The organism is Sorangium sp. So ce176 (genome assembly GCF_051519835.1).
Taxonomy (GTDB): domain Bacteria; phylum Myxococcota_A; class Polyangia; order Polyangiales; family Polyangiaceae; genus Sorangium; species Sorangium cellulosum_G.
In genome coordinates this window covers 9610980-9627721 of the sequence record NZ_CP150371.1, presented here as the reverse complement: position 1 = coordinate 9627721, position 16742 = coordinate 9610980, and the positions used below count along the sequence as shown (strand labels likewise).

The 16742-nt window shown below is 72.0% G+C and carries 14 protein-coding genes; 7 read left to right on the top strand and 7 right to left on the bottom strand.

What is annotated here, in order from left to right; genetic code table 11:
* Nucleotides 1-92 precede the first annotated feature (92 nt).
* Both WMF42_RS36440 and WMF42_RS36435 read right to left on the bottom strand, forming a co-directional pair.
* The gene (locus WMF42_RS36440; protein ID WP_437687675.1) at nucleotides 93-539 is read right to left on the bottom strand and encodes a universal stress protein; all 447 of its coding nucleotides are present in this window, start codon (nucleotides 537-539) and stop codon (nucleotides 93-95) included.
* Nucleotides 514-2700, bottom strand: a complete 2187-nt coding sequence (locus WMF42_RS36435; RefSeq protein ID WP_437687673.1) for a DUF2079 domain-containing protein — start codon at nucleotides 2698-2700, stop codon at nucleotides 514-516. Before WMF42_RS36435 ends, WMF42_RS36440 begins: the two co-directional genes overlap by 26 nt.
* Nucleotides 2701-2809: 109 nt before the next feature.
* On the opposite strand from WMF42_RS36435, the gene WMF42_RS36430 reads away from it, so the two are divergent.
* Nucleotides 2810-3451 carry a hypothetical protein gene (locus tag WMF42_RS36430; RefSeq protein ID WP_061610081.1) on the top strand — a complete coding sequence of 214 codons (642 nt, stop codon included), beginning with the start codon at nucleotides 2810-2812 and terminating at the stop codon, nucleotides 3449-3451.
* A 25-nt stretch (nucleotides 3452-3476) separates the two neighbouring features.
* Here WMF42_RS36430 and WMF42_RS36425 read toward each other — a convergent pair whose 3' ends face one another.
* From WMF42_RS36425 to WMF42_RS36410, 4 genes are all read right to left on the bottom strand, one after another.
* Entirely contained in the window at nucleotides 3477-4478 is a 1002-nt protein-coding gene (locus WMF42_RS36425) for a lysylphosphatidylglycerol synthase transmembrane domain-containing protein (protein WP_061610082.1), read from the bottom strand.
* A gap of 2 nt (nucleotides 4479-4480) precedes the next feature.
* Nucleotides 4481-5098: a class I SAM-dependent methyltransferase gene (locus WMF42_RS36420; protein WP_437687670.1), complete on the bottom strand. Its 618-nt coding sequence runs from the start codon at nucleotides 5096-5098 to the stop codon at nucleotides 4481-4483.
* On the bottom strand, nucleotides 5095-6156 hold the full coding sequence (locus WMF42_RS36415) for a glycosyltransferase family 2 protein (protein WP_437687669.1): 1062 nt from the start codon (nucleotides 6154-6156) through the stop codon (nucleotides 5095-5097). Before WMF42_RS36415 ends, WMF42_RS36420 begins: the two co-directional genes overlap by 4 nt.
* A 205-nt stretch (nucleotides 6157-6361) precedes the next feature.
* Nucleotides 6362-7309: an NAD-dependent epimerase/dehydratase family protein gene (locus WMF42_RS36410; protein WP_061606270.1), complete on the bottom strand. Its 948-nt coding sequence runs from the start codon at nucleotides 7307-7309 to the stop codon at nucleotides 6362-6364.
* Nucleotides 7310-7603: 294 nt separating this feature from the next.
* On the opposite strand from WMF42_RS36410, the gene WMF42_RS36405 reads away from it, so the two are divergent.
* Both WMF42_RS36405 and cysK read left to right on the top strand, forming a co-directional pair.
* Entirely contained in the window at nucleotides 7604-8674 is a 1071-nt protein-coding gene (locus tag WMF42_RS36405; protein WP_061606271.1) for a sulfate/molybdate ABC transporter ATP-binding protein, read from the top strand.
* 51 nt (nucleotides 8675-8725) lie between these two features.
* The gene (gene cysK, locus WMF42_RS36400; protein WP_061606272.1) at nucleotides 8726-9682 is read left to right on the top strand and encodes a cysteine synthase A; all 957 of its coding nucleotides are present in this window, start codon (nucleotides 8726-8728) and stop codon (nucleotides 9680-9682) included.
* A 126-nt stretch (nucleotides 9683-9808) separates the two neighbouring features.
* Here the strand turns inward: cysK and WMF42_RS36395 are convergent, their stop codons facing one another.
* Entirely contained in the window at nucleotides 9809-10354 is a 546-nt protein-coding gene (locus WMF42_RS36395) for a hypothetical protein (protein WP_061606273.1), read from the bottom strand.
* Nucleotides 10355-10612: 258 nt separating this feature from the next.
* Here WMF42_RS36395 and WMF42_RS36390 point away from each other — a divergent pair, with 258 nt between their 5' ends.
* Genes WMF42_RS36390 through WMF42_RS36375 form a run of 4 tightly spaced genes read left to right on the top strand, consistent with a single transcriptional unit; the run spans nucleotide 10613 to nucleotide 16735 of the window.
* Nucleotides 10613-11677: an AAA family ATPase gene (locus tag WMF42_RS36390; protein WP_437687665.1), complete on the top strand. Its 1065-nt coding sequence runs from the start codon at nucleotides 10613-10615 to the stop codon at nucleotides 11675-11677.
* Nucleotides 11674-13797 (top strand): hypothetical protein, encoded by a 2124-nt coding sequence (locus WMF42_RS36385; RefSeq protein ID WP_437687663.1) that lies wholly within the window; start codon nucleotides 11674-11676, stop codon nucleotides 13795-13797. Before WMF42_RS36390 ends, WMF42_RS36385 begins: the two co-directional genes overlap by 4 nt.
* Nucleotides 13794-14990, top strand: a complete 1197-nt coding sequence (locus WMF42_RS36380; protein ID WP_437687661.1) for an ABC transporter ATP-binding protein — start codon at nucleotides 13794-13796, stop codon at nucleotides 14988-14990. The genes WMF42_RS36385 and WMF42_RS36380 overlap by 4 nt, the downstream gene beginning before the upstream one ends.
* Nucleotides 14987-16735 (top strand): ABC transporter permease subunit, encoded by a 1749-nt coding sequence (locus tag WMF42_RS36375; RefSeq protein ID WP_061610565.1) that lies wholly within the window; start codon nucleotides 14987-14989, stop codon nucleotides 16733-16735. Before WMF42_RS36380 ends, WMF42_RS36375 begins: the two co-directional genes overlap by 4 nt.
* The last annotated feature ends 7 nt before the right edge of the window (nucleotides 16736-16742 follow it).

The following is a 16742-nucleotide window of genomic DNA, read 5'->3' as shown; positions in this document are numbered from 1 at the left end:
GCGGCTGGACGCATTTGGCAGCGGATCAGGAAATTTCCAGGGGCACCCCGGAAAACTCCTGAGTGATACGGAGGATGTGCCGGCGTGCCGCGTCAGCTCTCGGGCTGCGGGCCGCGGATCGTCAGGACGGGGACGGTCGCCGAGCGCACCACCCGCTGCGCGACGCTGCCGAGCAGGGCCCGCGCCACGGCCCCGCGCGCGTGCGTCCCGATCACGATCATGTCGGCGCCAATCTCGCCCGCGAGGCGGCAGATCTCCTCGTCGGGGACGCCGGCGCGGAGCACGCCCGATATCTCGACGTCGGGCGTGGCGCGGCGCTCGATCACCTGATCGAGGCTCCGCTGCGCCGCCTCGGCGAGGCGCGCGGCGTCCTCCGCCGAGGGGATCAGCGACGAGCCTTCCGGGAAGCTGTAGACGGGCACGCTGTACACGTGCGCCACGACGATCTTCGCGGAGAGCTTGCGGGCGAGCTCGATCGCCGTGTCGAGGGCGAGCTCGGAGGTCTCGTCGAAGTCATGGGCCAGGAGGAGGGTCTTCATCTTGCTCCGCGGTGCTGGTTGTGTCGGGCGGCGGGCTGCCCGGCTTCTTGTTCAGCTTTCGTAGCTCCGGGCGCGGCTCCCGGGTAGTGGGCTCGTCGGGCTCTTCTGACGACGGCGGCCGCGGCGGCTCCTTCGACGCCGGCTTCACGCGCTTGAACAGCGCCATCTTCTTCAGTCGGCTGAGCTCCATGAGCTCGCCGCGCTTCACCGCCGCGTTGTGGCGCTCCAGGTCCTTGGCCTTGAGCTCCCCCTCGTCGAGCAGCACGTAATGGACGAGCGCGGCGCGGTCCCCCGGATAGAAATAGGCCTCTTTCCGGTTCGAGATGTGCGGCCCCATCTTGCTCGTCGCGCCGACGACCGCGCCGGGCGGGATCGCCTCGACCTGCTGCCGCACCCACGCGTAGGTCGCCTCCTGGTCGGGCGTCAGCCTGCGCGCGACGCGGGAGAAGCCGCCCCGGAACGAGGCGTTCTCGACGAGGCCGCCGAACTTCCACGACACGAGCGCGCTCGCCACGAGCGTCGCCGCGAGCAGCGCGCGCGACAGGCGCCGCCCGTCGAGCCCGAAGTAGGCGGCCGGCGCGGAGTCCGCGGCCCGCTTGAGTCCGATCGGCGCCAGCGCGAAGGCGATCGGGAAGAGGACTGCCGAGTACTGGAAGTGGATCGAGAAGACCGCGTCGCGCGAGGCGAGGAGGCAGAACATGAGCCCGTAGGCGAGCATCCACCGCCCGGGCTTCGCGAGGAAGGGCAGGAAGCAGAGGGGGACGAAGAGCTGGAGAAGAAAGAGGATCTTCGGCTCCGCCAGCATGACCTTGAGGGCGAAGACAGGGTTCGTGAGGAGCGAGACGAGGAGGCCGCCGAGCCCGCTCCGGTTCGGCATGAGCTCCTGGTAGTAGTAGGCGAACGAGTACGCGTCCTTGCCCGACATGATGATGCCGGCCGACGTCATGAAGAACAGCTTGACGACGACGAAGTACACGAGGCTCGTCGCGATGGTCACCCAGCCGAGGCGCGTCCTGCCCGGGCGCCGGTCGAGGATGGCGTAGAGCCCGATGAAGCACATCAGGAGGGAGACGTCCTCCCGGCAGAGCAGCAGCGCGGCGAGGGCGACCCAGTACAGCCTGTCCCTGCCGGTCTCGTAGAAGTAGAGCAGCCAGACGATCAGCGGCGAGATCAGCGTGAGCGAGTGGAACTCGTACATGTTCGTGCCGTGCAGGGCCGGGTAGATGGCCCACACGGCGGCGAGCAGGATCGCCTTGCCGCGGTGCTCGAGCTTGTCGCGCGCGAGCAGGTACACGGGGATGACGCCGGCGCCGAGCCACACGGACTGGAGCACGAGGAGGAACTCCGCCCTCGGATAGAGGAGGTAGAGCGGCGAGAGCAGGACGAGGATCGGGTCGAAGTGCGCGGAGCCGTGGTAGCCAGCCTTGATCCAGGAGCAGCCGAGCGGCCGGCCGTGGATCGACTGGTAGAAGATGTTGTCGTAGTACCCGAGGTCAGGCGTCCGCGTGTGCAGCGCGTGGTGGTTGGTGATCGCGAGCCGGGAGAAGAAGAAGGCGTAGCCCGCCCACAGCGCGGCCACGGCGAGCGGCGCGAGCCGTCGCCCGGCCTTCGCCAGCGCGCCGGCGCTGTCGCCGTCGAGATCGCGCGCGTCGTCGAGCCCGCGCGCATCGCCGTGCACGGGCGCGTCGCCGCGGCCCCAGGCGTAGACGCCCACGCCGACCGCCGCCGCGGCGAGGGCGGCGAAGAAGAGCGCCGTCTTCGGGCTCTCCTTCTCGATGTTCGGGACCTTGAGCGCGGCGACGAGCGGGAGCGCGAGCACCGGGATCAGGGCCCGGTTGAGGCGGCCCACCGTGTTCACGAACGCCCACGAGCGGGTCACCGTCCGCCGCGCCAGCATCACCAGGAAGTAGGCGAGCCCGACCCCGATGATCGCGACGACGGCGCCGCCGGCCATCCAGCGGCGCTCCAGCTCGGTCAGCTTGTTCGTGTCGAGCTGAGCCAGGCGGCCCGGGTGGGTGAAGACCCAGGCCGTCACGGCGATGCTCATGCCGTAGAGGATCGGCCACGGCGCCAGGATCAAGGCGGCGCGCGCGAGCCGCTCGATGGTGCCGTCGACCTTCGCGAGCGCGCTGCTCAGCCTGGTACGGTGGTGGTCTAGCATGGGTGAGGCGGTGTCTCGGCTACTTGACCCTACCCCCCGCTGTCAAGGAACGGCGCGGAGGGCGCGGGAAGGGCAGGGCGCCGCGCGCGAGGCGCGGTAGAATGGCCGCATGTCGCACTACCGGGATCATCTCGATGCGGCTCGCGCGCGCATCGAAACCCTCGAAGCCAAGCTGAAGGAGCGGGACGCGGCGCTGGCCGCCCGGGACGCGGAGATCGCCGAGATCCGCGCGGAGGTCGAGCGCCTGCGCGGCGGGCCGGACGACGGTCCGCTCGACGGGCCGCACGGACGGAGCGGCGGGCAGCGCGCGCTCCTGGTGGCGCTCGCTGTGTGCGGCTTCGCCACCGCGACCGGCTACGCGATGGTGCGCCCCTCGCACTGCCCCGGCCGCAGCGCGGCGTATCCGGCCTTCGTCGAGGTGTCGTCGCTCTCCCACGACGGGATCGAGCCCGGGGGGAGCCGGCTCATCTCGGAGCACCTCCGCCTGTCGACGGACGCGGCCGCGGCGCTCGAGCGCGGCGGCCGCCGCGCGCAGCGCTGCTGGCAGCCGGAAGGCCCGACTGGCGACGCGACAGTGACCGTGACCTTCCTGCGGAGCGGCAACGCCGCGGTGCAGCTCGACGGCGCGCCCTACGAGGGGACCGAGGTCGGCGCGTGCGTTGTCGACGCGTTCCGCGCGGCCGCGGCGCGGGTCCGTCCCTTCGAGCCCATGACGATGAAGGCGCAGTTCTCGATGAGCGCCGACCGGTGATGCGCGCGCGCGTCGGGGGAGCACTTTAGGGCCGCGCGGCGCCCGCCGGCGCGGCCTCGGGGGCGCTCGGCGGGGGGGCGAGCTGCCAGCTCACGAAGCCGAGCGCGACGACGACGAGGTAGACGACGGCGAAGACGAGCAGGCCGAAGCTCACGCCGTGCTCGGCGCTGAAGCCGAGCGAGGGGAACACGAGGGCGAAGAAGAACTCGCGCACGCCGACGCCGGCGATCGAGATCGGCAGGAGGCCGAGCAGGTTCGCGATGGCGAGCAGGCAGGTGACGTCGAACAGCGAGAGCGACAGCCCGAGCGCCCGCGCGATCAGGTAGCCCTGCAGGAAGTTGACGAGGAACGTCGCCACCGTGACGGGGAGCGTGAAGAGGAGCCCCCGCCCGACGTGGGCCCGCAGCGCCACGAGGAAGCGGCTCGCCGCGCCCGGCTCCGTGCCCGCCTCCGCGCCGACCGCCGGCGCCTTCGCGAGCTTGCGGGACAGCGCGAGCAGCAGCCGCTCGGCGAGCCCGGGGATGAGCAGCACGAGCGGCGCGAGGACCGTGAGCGCGATGCCGCCCCACGTCACCCAGGCCAGGCGGCCGGCGATGACCGCGCTGTAGTGCGCGACGCCGACGGCGACGAACGCGGCCAGCACGTAGAGGTCGCACAGCCTGTCCATCACGACGGAGGCCAGCCCCTCCGCGTAGGGCACGCCGAGATCGTGGCGCAGGTAGCGGATCCGCAGGAGGTCGCCGACGCGCCCCGGGGTCAGCATGCCGACATAGAGCGACGTCATGAACGACGCCCACGCGCGCCCGAGGGGGTAACGGATGCCCCGGGCGCGGAGCAGCGCGTCCCAGCGCACCACCTTGAGGTGGATGTTGAGGAGGTTCAGCGCCGCCGCGAGCGCGAGCGGGCCGGCCGACGCCGAGGTGAGCGCGGCGAGCACCGCGTCGCGGTCGTCGATGCGCAGGATCACGGCCGCGAGCAGGAGCGGCCCGACGAGGCGGACGAGCGCGCGGACGACCGTGCGGCGCATGCTCAGCGCGGGGCTGCGAGGCAGAGGATCCAGGGGTAAGAGGTCGTCATCCGCAGGACGTCGAAGCGCGGCTCGATGAGCCGGCGGAACGACGTCGGGTTCCAGTGGTTGACGTGATCGCTGTCGTTGCCGAGGCGGAGCACGTTGTTCCCTGCGAGCAGGTTCGACAGCTTGAAGAACGGCTCGTGCGGCACGGAGAGGATGACGCGCCGGGGCGAGAGCCGCTGGATCTCGGCCAGCGCCCGGTCGGGCGTGTCGAGGTGCTCGAGCACCTCGGCGCAGATCACGAGGTCGAAGCCGGGCGAGGTCTCGCAGAGATCGCCGAGATCGTAAGCGCTCCCGACGCGCGCCTGGATCCGGGGGAAGAGCCGCTGCAGCCGCTCGATATCGGCGGGGTTGAGGTCCACGCCGGTGAACTGCTTCTCGGGGAACTTCTCGGAGAGGTAGCCGGAGAGGAACCCCTCCCCGACGCCGACCTCGAGCACCCGCTCGACCGGATTCGCCTCGATGAAGAGGTCGTGGATCGCGGACGCGAAGCGCTGGATGAGCTTCCGCTTGAGCGCCCCTGCTTTTCTGTATTTGACGGTCTCGAAGCGGCCGAAGTAAGCGTCAGAGATCACTCGAACTCCTCGCGGACGGGCGGGTCGTCGGTCAGGTGTCGCTGCTGCATCTGGAAGGTGAGGAACTCGCCGATGAACCCCATCGAGAAGAACTGGATGCCGAGGAGGATCATCAGCACGCCGAGGAGGAGCAGCGGGCGATCGCCGATCTTGTGCCCGAGGAACCAGAGCAGGGTCAGGTACACGTTGATGGTCACCCCGATCGCCGCGAACACGAGGCCGATGAGGCCGAAGAGGTGCATCGGCTTCTTCGAGTAGCGGGTCAGGAACATGACGCTGAGGAGGTCGAAGAAGCCGCGCAGGATGCGCTCCAGGCCGTAGCGGGAGCTGCCGTACTTGCGGGCGTGGTGGCGCACCGGGATCTCGGCGACGCGGAAGCCCTGCCACGCGGCGAGCGCCGGGATGAACCGGAAGAGATCGCCGTAGATCGGGATGGTGCGCAGCACCTGGCTCCGGTACGCCTTGAAGCCGCAGTTCATGTCGTGGAGCTTCACGCCCGTGACCCAGCGGACCGTCCCGTTGAAGATGCGGGACAGGACGAGGCGGTTCGTGGGGTCGAGCCGGTTGACCTTCCAGCCGACCACCACGTCGAGGCCCTCCTCGACCTTGGCGATGAAGCTCGGCAGATCGGCCGGATCGTCCTGGAGGTCGGCGTCCATGGTGACGACCACGGCGCCCCTCGCCTTACGGAAGCCGGCCGTCAGCGCCGTCGCCTTGCCGAAGTTCTTCCGCAGCTGGATGCCCTTCACGACCGGGTTCTCCGCGCGGATCCTGGAGATGACATTCCAGGTGTCGTCGGTGCTCCCGTCGTCGACGAAGATGAGCTCGTAGGCGAAGCGCCCTTTCAGGGCCTGATCCACCCGCTGCGCGAGCTCGGCCAGGCTCTCTGCCTCGTTCAGCCCCGGGACGACCACGGAGACGTGCGGCGCCGGCTGGGGGGCCGGCGCGATGGAGGGCGCCATCAGGCTCGGGCGAGGCTCGAAGGCGGAGAGCCCGAACGTCACCCGGTCCTCCGGAGCGTCGTGGGGGGCTGGTGTGGGGGGCTGGTCCACAATCACGGCGGCGGAGGATAGCAGATCGTTCCGGGATCGCGCGGTTCCGTGCCGTCGTTCGGGGATCGCGCGGCGCGGGCGCAAGGTGACGGCGGACATGTGTGAGCGGAATCGCGCGATCCTCCCGGGATGGTCGCCGCCGCGGCAGGCGGCTGTCGACGCGCGCCGCGCTCCCGGGTCGTCGCGCTGCCTGAGGGCGCGGCGCTCCGCCCTACCGGGAGAGCCCGAGCATCCTCGTCTGCCAGGCCACCTGGGCCGCGAGCCCCTCGCGCAGCGGCATCCGGGGCGCGTACCGGAGCGCCGCCCGCGCCGCCGCCGTGTTGGCCAGGGTGTGTCGGACGTCCCCGGCCTGCGGCTCTCCCCGCTCCACGCGCACGGGCCCCGCGAGCTCCCCGAGGAGCCTGAGCGCGTCGTTGAGGCTCACCCGCGAGCCGCCGCCGATGTTGAACACGCCGACCGCGGCGCCCTCCATGGCGTCGACGTTGGCCTGCACCGCGTCGCTCACGTAGGTGAAATCGCGCGTCTGCTCGCCGTCGCCGTGCACGCGGACCGGCTCGCCCTTCAGCACCGCCGAGATGAACCGGTGAAACGCCATGTCCGGGCGCTGCCTCGGGCCGTACACGGTGAAGTACCGGAGCGAGATCGTGGGCAGGCCGAAGTTGCGCCGGTACAGCTCGCAGAGCTGCTCGGCGGCGAGCTTGGTCACCCCGTAGGGCGAGTACGGTGCAGTCCGGCTGGATTCGTGCATGGGCACATCCTCGGCGTTGCCGTACACGGAGGAGGACGAGGCGTAGACGAGCTTGCGCAGCCGGCCGTACGTCCTCGCCGCCTCCAGCAGCCGCTGCGTCGCGAGCACGTTGTCGTGCAGGTAGCCCTCGAAGCTCTGCCCCCAGCTCGGGCGCACGCCGGCCTGCGCCGCCTGGTGGAAGACCACCTCGCGACCCGCGAGCAGCGGGCGGAGGTCGGCGGTCGCGAGATCGACCGTCGCCAGCGAAAATTGCGGCTCGCCGCGCAGCCGGCCCAGGTTTCCCTCCTTGAGCTCGCGGGCGTAGTAGTCGGTGAAGCGGTCCACCCCGAGCACCTCATGCCCGAGCTCGATCAACCGCTCCGCGAGGTGCGAGCCGATGAACCCGGCCACCCCAGTCACCAGACAACGCATCCGCCTCCCGTCCTGGTCCCGCCGCGTCGCGGCGCGGCGATGCTAGCACCTCGAGCCGTCCACGGGTCGGGCAGCGGCCGGCGGCGCGAGGCGGGCGCTCGCCCTCACGCCCGAGCGGAGGCGGGCGAGAAGCGCGAGAAACGCGCCTCTTGCAAATAGGCCCACCTTTCCGATGTGTCTTTCTGAATCTGGTTGCGCCTACCCGTCCGGCGGGCGACTCTGGGGCGCGCTTGAGCGCCTTGGTTTTTTCTGTCCGGGGCGCGCGCGAGACGGGCAGAAGGCTAGCTGTCGCTTATGGGAATCGTTGTCCAGCAGCTCACGAAGCGGTTCGGTCCGAACAAGGTGGTCGACGACGTCTCGTTCGAGATCGAGAGCGGCGCCCTGGTTGCGCTGCTGGGGCCGAGCGGGGGCGGCAAGAGCACCGTCCTGCGGATCATCGCCGGGCTCGAGAGCCCCGACGCCGGCGAGGTGATCTTGAACGGCAAGGTCGCGACGCACACGCGGGTGCAGGACCGGAACATCGGCTTCGTGTTCCAGAGCTACGCCCTGTTCAGGCACATGACCGTGCGCGACAACATCGGCTTCGGCCTCTCCATCCGGAAGCGGCCCCGGAAGGAGATCGCGGCCACCGTCGATGAGCTCCTCAGCCTCGTGCAGCTCGAGGGGCTCGGGGGCAGGTTCCCGCACGAGCTTTCCGGCGGCCAGCGGCAGCGCGTCGCGCTGGCGCGCGCGCTCGCCCCGGGCTCGTCGCTGCTGCTGCTCGACGAGCCGTTCGGGGCGCTCGACGCCAAGGTGCGCCTCGAGCTGCGCGAGTGGATCCGGCGGCTGCACAAGGAGCGGGGGATCACGAGCGTCTTCGTGACCCACGACCAGGAAGAGGCGATGGATCTCGCCGACAGGGTCATCGTGCTGCACAAGGGGCGGGTCGAGCAGATCGGCACGCCCGAGGAGATCTACGACCGGCCGGCGACCGAGTTCGTGGCGAGCTTTGTCGGGTCGATCAACGTGCTCAAGGGGGAGGTGCGCGACGGCCAGGCCGCGCTCGGGACGCTCGCGGTGCACGCGCCCCCCGGGACCGGCGACGGCGCGAGCGTGCGCGCCTTCGTGCGGCCGCACGACATCGAGCTCCACGCCCGGGTCGATTCGTCGGAGCCCCCCGGCTCGGACGACGCCAGCATGGCGCGCGTCGAGCGGCTGTCGCGGGTGGGGTGGATGGTCAAGGCCGAGCTCCGCCTCTCCGATGGCCAGCCGCTCTCCGTCGAGATGACCAAGGACCGCGTCGCCGAGCTCGGGCTGTCCGAGGGAGACAGGGTGCTTGTAAATCTGCGCGACGCGAAGATCTTCGTGCAAGACTACTCCATCTAGCCACCGGGCCGGCGCTCCGTCTGGCCCGGTGCCATCACGGAGGGCGGCCAGGTGGGTGCAATCTTCGACAACATCGCGGCGACGATCGGGCGCACGCCGCTCGTTCGCTTGAGCTCTGCGGGCAAGGGGCTGCGCGGCACGCTCCTCGGCAAGGTCGAGAGCCGGAACCCCGGCGGCAGCGTCAAGGATCGCATCGGCCTCGCGATGATCGAGGACGCCGAGCGGCGGGGGAAGCTGAGCCGCGGGAGCGTGCTCGTCGAGCCGACGAGCGGCAACACGGGCCTCGCGCTGGCGATGATCGCCGCGGCCAAGGGCTACCGGCTGATCCTCACGATGCCCGAGACGATGAGCCCCGAGCGGGTCGCGCTGCTCCGGGCGTTCGGGGTGGAGGTGCTGCAGACGCCCGGGTCGTTGATGGTGCAGGCGGTCGCGCGGGCGCGGCAGATCGTCGACGAGACGCCCGGCGCGGTGATGCTGCAGCAGTTCGAGAACCCGGCGAACCCGGCCGCGCACCGCGCGACGACAGCGCGCGAGATCTGGGACGACACGGACGGCGCGGTCGACGTCGTGATCGCCGGCGTGGGGACGGGCGGGACGATCACCGGCGTGGGCGAGGTGCTCAAGGAGAAGAAGCCGGGCGTGAAGATGATCGCTGTCGAGCCGCGGAACGCCGCCGTGCTGAGCGGCGGGCGCGCGGGGGCGCACCTCATCCAGGGCATCGGCGCGGGCTTCGTCCCGAAGATCCTGCGGCGCGAGCTCATCGACGAGGTGGTGCCCGTGTCCGAGGACGAGTCGTTCGAGGCCGCGCGCCGGCTCGCGAAGGCCGAGGGGATCCTCGTCGGCATCTCCGGCGGCGCGGCCATGGCGGCGGCGCTCTCGGTCGCGGCGCGCGACGAGATGCAGGGCAAGAACATCGTGGTGATCCTGCCCGACGGCGGGGAGCGGTACGTCACCTCGCCGCTCTTCAAGGAGCTCGTCGGCTGCGCTCGGGGGCCCGCTTCCCGCTAGCGCGGGCCGCCTCCGGGGTCGTGCATCGGGCATTCCTCGCGCGCGACTCCGGCCGTCAGGGCAGACAGCCGCGGGCGCGGGGGGGCGCCGAGAGGCGCGGAAAGGAAGGGCGTTGCGGCGGTCAGGTCACTCGATGCTCACAGAGACGATGACCTTCATCCACACTCCTTCCGGCGGGATCGTCTTCGTCAGATCGATCTCGCCCTTCCAGTCGACATGCACGGTGTAGCCGCCGTTCTCGTCGTCCTTGTAGAAGAATTTCCGGATGTCGTCGTGATAGACCCGATCCAGCGGGACGATGCGCTCCCCGGAGGGCATCTTCGCCTTCCTGGCGACAACGGTCGGGACGTCGTCGACAACGGCCGAGGCGGTGATGCTCTTGATGAAGGTCAGGTCGGGCACGTTGTTGTCGCGCGCCTCGAGCCGGATGAACCTGAGCTTGGCCCCGTCGACGGAGTTCGGATCCTGCGAGACCGAGACCTCGCTCCATCCAGAGAAGGTCGACTGCGAGGTCGGCTTGACGAGGAACTTCGTCTCGGCCTCATGCTCGCCGACGACCGAGGCGCAGGCGCTCGCGCCGAGCGCGAGAGACGCGGTGAGCGTTGCGCGGGCGCGCGCGGAAAGGAAGAGCGGAGCGAGCACGCGGCGACAGGTCCGGATAAGCACGTTCATCCGTGAAACATAGCATGGTGATGTGCGCCGCCGAGCGGATTGGACGGGCTGTTTCGCCGTGCGTCCGCGGTGGGTCCGGCGAGGCGTCGGGATCGGGCGGCCCGTCGATCTCGAGCCTCGACTCGAGATGTCGAGTCCTCGCGGCGGCGCCGGCGCTGAAGGCCGCCGCGCCGCGCGACGCGGCCGTGATCGACGCGCCGCGGCCGTGATCGACGCGCGGCGCGCGGCCGGCTATGGTCGTCGCCCGAGGGCGACCAGATGGCGGCGGAATCAGGCGCGGGTATTGACGGAGGGCAGGGCGCTGCCCCTGCCTCCTTCGAGGCGAGGCTCGAGATCGCGCAGCAGACGAGCGCTCGGCTGCGCGAGGCGATCGGGCAGGCCGTCGTCGGCCAGGGCGACGTCATCGAGCAGACGCTCTGGGGCATCATCGCCGGGGGGCACGTCCTGCTCGAGGGGGCGCCCGGGCTCGGCAAGACGCTCCTCGTCAGGACCATCGCCGGCTGCCTCGATCTCAGGTTCTCGCGCATCCAGTTCACCCCGGATCTCATGCCGAGCGACGTGACAGGGACCAACGTGCTCGTCTCGGCCGCGGACGGCTCGCGCCACTTCTCGCTGCACAGGGGGCCGATCTTCGGGCAGGTGATCCTGGCCGACGAGATCAACCGGGCGACGCCGAAGACGCAGAGCGCGCTGCTCGAGGCCATGCAGGAGCACGCGTGCACCATCGCGGGCACGCGGTACGCGATGGAGGAGCCGTTCTTCGTGCTGGCCACCGAGAACCCGATCGAGATGGAGGGGACCTACCCGCTGCCGGAGGCGCAGCTCGATCGGTTCCTGCTCAAGGTGCTCGTGCCGAGCCCGACCGAGGACGAGCTGACCGAGATCCTCGCGCGGACCACGGGCCACGACCGCGGGCCGCCGCCGCGGGTGCTCACCCGCGACGACGTGCTGTCGCTCCGCTCGCTCTGCCGCGACGTCGCTGTCGCCGAGCCGGTCATGCGGTACGCGTCGCGGCTCACGCGGGCGAGCGACCCTTCCGCCGAGGGGGCGCCCGAGATCGTGCGCAGGGCGCTCCGGTTCGGCGCCGGGGTGCGCGGCGCGCAGTCGCTGGTGCTGGCCGCGAAGGCCGTGGCGCTGCTCCAGGGCAGGGCGCACGTCGCCTTCGCCGACGTGCAGCGGGTCGCGAAGCCGGTGCTCCGCCATCGCATGATCCGGTCCTTCGAGGGCGAGGCGGAGGGGATCACGACCGATCAGGTGATCTCCGCGCTCCTCACGGCGATCGAGGCGCGGCCCGAGGCCGTGGCGCAGGCGATCCGTCGATGAGGCGCGGCGCTGACGCGCGGGGGAGGGCGCGCCGGGTCGCTCCCGCGGCGCGGGCCGCGGCAGGCGCGGCGTGGCTCGCGGCGATCACGGCGGCGGGGCCCGCGCTCGGGCAGGCGCCGGCGCCGGGCGCGCCGGAGCTCGCCGTCGACGCCGCGCCCGTGTTCGGGACGAGCGGCGCGGTGCCCTGGGGGTGGAACCAGGTCGTCGTGCGCATCCAGAACAACGGCGGCAAGGCGGCTCGAGGGGACGTCGAGGTCTCGTCGACGCGCTACGGCGAGCACCGCGTCTTCGTCGCGACGGCGCCGTACACCGTCGCGGCGGGCGCGTCGGTCAACCTGCGCGTGCCGGTGCAGGTGTCGCCCTTCGCCGACGTGCAGGTGCGGGCGCTCGACGAGCGCGGCGCGCAGGTCTGGTCGCACGCGCTCTCGTCGACCATGCAGCACGGCGTGGTGCTGTTCGACGTCAGCGAGACGTCGCTCGTCCGGAGCGGCCTCCACGAGGCGCCGGTCGCGCCGCTGTACCTGCCGGCCGGCCGCGGCCCCGGGTCGTCGAGCCCTGTCCTGTGGGTCGGGCAGCCGCGCTACGACAGCGCGACCGGCGATCCGCTGCTGCCCGACCGGGCGGCCCTGTACAGCGCCGCGGACGCGGTGCTCATGCGCACCGACACGCTCTCGAGGCTGCAGGGCGCCGAGCTCGAGGCGCTCGCCGGCTACGTGCTCTCCGGCGGCACGCTGGCGCTGGCCGTGGCGCGCCCCGAGGATCTGCGGCACCCGACGCTCGCGGCGCTCGTCGGCGGCCAGGTGGCGAAGGCGGGCGTCGCGCCGCCCACGCTCGTGGAGATCGCGCCGCCGGCCGCGCCGGGCGGCCTCGGCAAGCAGGGCAACGTGCTCCTGCCCGCGCCGAGCGCGGGCCCCGCGGTGGCCGAGGCGCTCTCCGGCTGGTCGGGCGGCAACCTTCGCGCGAGCGCGTACGGCAGCTCCGCGTCCTACGGCCTCGGCGAGGTGCACCTGCTCGCGTTCGACCCGACGCGCCCGCCCGCATCCAGCGACCCGTGGGCGAAGATCCGGGTGGCCGATCTCGCGCGCCGCGCCCACGACCGCCGCTCCACGATCGCCTTCCGCCCGGGGGAGGAGGCGATGGGCCTCGACCTGGATCCGGTGCGGCGGGAGCTCGATCCGAACGAGAGCTCGCGCTGGGCGATCGGGGTCTCCGCGATGCTGCTCTGCATCTACGCGGTGCTCGCCGGCCCGATCAACTTCGCGCGCGCCGCGCGGCAGGGCAGGCCGCTGCGCGCGCTCCGGCGCCTGCCCGTGTACGCGGCGGTCGCGTTTACGGCGATCGTCGGCGTGGGCCTGATCGCGAAGGGGGTGCGCGGCAGGGCGCGCCACCTCACGCTGATCGAGGCGGGGGCGGGCATCTCGAAGGGGGCGGTGCGACGGTTCCGCGGCTTCTTCGTCCCGCGCGCGGAGGAGCTCACCGTCCGCACGACCGACGCGAGCGGCGTCATCAGCACGGCGGTGCAGGCCGAGCTCTCGGAGCGGCGCGATCGGCTCCTCGTGGACCGCGGCGGGGCCCGGCTGACGAAGGTCGCCGCGCTCCCGTGGCAGACGGTGATCGTCCGCGAGGACGGCGTCGCGCCGCTCGGGGACGGCATCGCGATCGTCGAGGAGCCGAGCGGGGACGTCGTCGTGACCAACCGGAGCGGACGCGATCTCCGCGGCGCCGTCCTGTGGATCTCGACGGGGGTGGCCCGCTACTTCGCCCGCATCCGGGACGGGGAGCAGGTCTCGTCGCGCGCCGGGCTCGACCTCGGGGCGCACAGCAAGGGGCAGTACTGGCTGGCGCACGTGAGCCTCGGGCGGCGGGTCGGCGGGCTGGATGTCCACGACCTCGGCGGCAGCCTGCTCGGCCCTCTCCTCGAGCCCGACGCCCCGGGGCTCGGCGACGCGTGGCTGGCCGTCGAGGAGGCGGCCGGGACCGCCGTCGACTGGTTCCCGGCCGGCGTGCCCGTCCTGCTCGGCCAGCTCGACGGCGGTGAGGGGCGCGCGAGCGACTCGGGGCTGCGCATCGAGAGCGACCGCGTGCTCGTGCGGATCGTCGGCCACGGAGGTCGACCGTGAGCGCCGCGCCGCCCCTCGCGCCGCGGATCGAGCGGCCCGCGCCGACGATCCGCGTCCGTCACCTCTCGCACCGCTTCGGCGCGCTCGACGTGCTCCGGGACGTCACCTTCGACGTGGGCCCGGGCGAGATCTTCGGCTTCATCGGGCCGAACGGCGCGGGCAAGACGACGACGATCCGGGTCATGGCGACCCTGCTCGAGCCGATGGCGGGGCGGGTCGAGATCGACGGCGTCGACGTCACGATCGACCCGGCGGCGGTCCGCCGCAGCATCGGGTACATGCCGGATCACGCCGGCGTGTACGACCGGATCACGGTGCGCGAGTACCTCGAGTTCTTCGCGGACGCGTTCCGGGTGCCGTCGCTCGAGGTGGTCGACGCCGTCCTGGAGCTGACCGATCTCGGCAAGATCCAGGACCGGATCGTCGCCACCATGTCGAAGGGGATGAAGCAGCGCCTCCAGCTCGGGAGGATCCTGCTGCACGACCCCAAGGTCCTCATCCTGGACGAGCCGGCGAGCGATCTCGATCCGCGCGCGCGCATCGAGATCCGCGACCTCCTGCTCGAGCTCCGGAGCCTGGGGAAGACGATCTTCCTCTCCTCGCACATCCTCACGGAGCTCTCCGACGTGTGCACGTCGATCGGGATCCTCGAGAAGGGCCGCCTCGTCGTCGCCGGTCCGATCGGGGAGATCGCGGCGCGCCTCGAGGCGCTTCGCGCCGCGCAGGCGCACGGGCACGCGCCGCCCCGCCACGCCGGCGCGCGCGCGGCGCACGCGCATCCCGCGCCGCCGCCGTACGGCCCCGAGGCCACTCCACCCGAGGGCGCGCCGGGGGCTCCGGCCGCGGGCGAACCTGCGCCCGTGGCCGGTCCGCCGCCAGGGTACGGCCCGCACCCGCCCCACGGCGCGGCGCCGGCGTACGCTGGGCCGTCGCCGCTGCCGCGGCGCAAGGTCAAGGTGCGGGTCCTCGGCGAGCCCGAGGCCGCGGCCTACCTGCTCCGGGGCGGGCCGGGGATCGACGACGTCGAGGTCATCGCGGGCGCCGTGCACGTCGGCTACGTGGGCAACGACGTCAAGATCGCCGAGATCGTGCACCACCTCGTCCGGAGCGGGATCGGCGTGATCGGGGTCGAGCCGGAGCGCAACGAGCTCGAGCGCATCTTCCTCGAGGTCACGCAAGGAGAGGTGCAGTGAGCGTGCAGACTGGCTCCACGTCGCCCGCCGGTCCGGCGTCGCAGCGGCTCGTCGATCGGGCGAGGCACCGCGCGGCGCGCCTCGTCGGCGAGCCGAACCCGATCTGGATCCGCGAGCTCAGGCAGGCGGCGCGCCTCGCCCGCACGCCGGTGATCCTCCTGGTGTTCGCCGTGCTGATGACGCTGCTCATCGCGTCGATCGGCGGCATCACCTCGAGGGACGTCGCGCCCGCGAAGACGGGGGTGATCCTGTTCCAGGTCTTCTTCTCGATCGCGTACTTCGTTGTCGCGCTGGTCGGGCCGGCGGTCGCCGCGAACAGCATCGCCTCGGAGCGCGAGGGCCGCACCTGGGAGGCGGTGCTCCTGACGGGCATCCCGCCCGGCGAGATCGCGCGCGGCAAGTTCCTCGCCGCTTACACGGCGATCTCGATGTACGTGGTGATGCTCGCGCCGGTCGGGGCGATGCCGTTCCTGTTCGGCGGGATCACGGCGACCGAGGTGGTGATCGCGTTCGCGTTCCTCTTCCTGCTCGCGCTGCTCAGCGTCGCCTTCGGGCTCGCGATCAGCTCGACCATGTCGAGCCTCCGCGCGGCGATCCTCGTCACGCTGCTGCTCGCGTTCCCCCTGTCGATCTGCCTGTTCATGGCGGGCGGGGCCGGGCTCTCGTACGCGGCGCACCTGGCCTGGCCGGAGGTGCCCGAGGGCCCTCCGATCTGGCTCCCGGTCGCCTACCAGCGCGCGCCCTTCGGCCTCGATTACGCGCTGTTCCTGGTCCTCCTGCCGGTCGCGGCGATCGCCGTCCCGGCCTGGTTCCTGTACCAGGTGACCGTCGCGAACCTCACGAGCGAGAGCGACGATCGCTCCTCCGGCCTGAAGACGTGGTTCGCGGTCTGCACGCCCGTTGTCGCCGCCGCCGCGTCGGTGCCGGCGTTCTCGGTGGATCCGACCGACCGCCTGCCCGCGATCATCGCGGGGATGTGCGCGATGTTCGCGCACCTGACGTTCTGCGTGTCCCTCTTCGCCGGCGAGCCGATCGGCCCGTCGCGCCGCGTCGAGGTGCACTGGGCCCGTCGCCGCGTGAGCCGGCTGCGCCGCTTCCTCGGCCCCGGCGTCGCGCGCTCGGCGTACCTCCTGCTCGCGGTGGGCGTCCCGGCGGTCGTCGCGCTCTGGGCCGTCGGCCACCGGCTCGTCGCCGGCGTGGCCATCGCGTCGCCGGAGATCCAGACGCGGCAGCTCGAGTACTTCGCCGTCTACGCGCTTGCCTTCTACGTGTTCCTCGTCGGGCTAGGCGCCTTCCTCCGCGCGCGGACCGCCTCGCCCATGATCGCGCGCGTGCTGCTCCTGACGCTGCTCTTCGCGATCGCGGTCGGCCCGTGGATCATCGCGGCCATCGCCGGCCTCGTCGCGGAGCTCAGCACCAGCGACAGGGCGCTCCTCGTCGCGGCGCCCTCGCCGTTCTACGCGTTCGCGATGATCTCCAAGGCCACCGGGGGCGATCCTGGGCCCGTCGTGATCGCCGGGTACGCGGCCTCCGTCGGCTGGGTCGCCGCCGGCCTCGGCCTGCTCGCCGCGGCGCGCTCGCGGTGCGCCGCCCTCATCGCGCAGCGCGAGGCAGCCTTCACCGAGACGAGCGCGCTCCTCGCCCAGGAGGACGAGGCGGCCCTCGCGGCCGAACAGGCGACTCTGGCGCGCGCCGCCGCGCAAGGGAGCGACGAACCCGCGAGCACCGCGGACACCGTCGCTTGAGCACCGG

Coding starts and splice junctions, on each gene's coding strand:
- WMF42_RS36440 (WP_437687675.1), bottom strand. CDS start 539: ATGAAGACCCTCCTCCTGGCCCATGACTTCGACGAGACCTCCGAGCTC.
- WMF42_RS36435 (WP_437687673.1), bottom strand. CDS start 2,700: ATGCTAGACCACCACCGTACCAGGCTGAGCAGCGCGCTCGCGAAGGTC.
- WMF42_RS36430 (WP_061610081.1), top strand. CDS start 2,810: ATGTCGCACTACCGGGATCATCTCGATGCGGCTCGCGCGCGCATCGAA.
- WMF42_RS36425 (WP_061610082.1), bottom strand. CDS start 4,478: ATGCGCCGCACGGTCGTCCGCGCGCTCGTCCGCCTCGTCGGGCCGCTC.
- WMF42_RS36410 (WP_061606270.1), bottom strand. CDS start 7,309: ATGCGTTGTCTGGTGACTGGGGTGGCCGGGTTCATCGGCTCGCACCTC.
- WMF42_RS36405 (WP_061606271.1), top strand. CDS start 7,604: ATGGGAATCGTTGTCCAGCAGCTCACGAAGCGGTTCGGTCCGAACAAG.
- WMF42_RS36395 (WP_061606273.1), bottom strand. CDS start 10,354: ATGAACGTGCTTATCCGGACCTGTCGCCGCGTGCTCGCTCCGCTCTTC.
- WMF42_RS36390 (WP_437687665.1), top strand. CDS start 10,613: ATGGCGGCGGAATCAGGCGCGGGTATTGACGGAGGGCAGGGCGCTGCC.
- WMF42_RS36385 (WP_437687663.1), top strand. CDS start 11,674: ATGAGGCGCGGCGCTGACGCGCGGGGGAGGGCGCGCCGGGTCGCTCCC.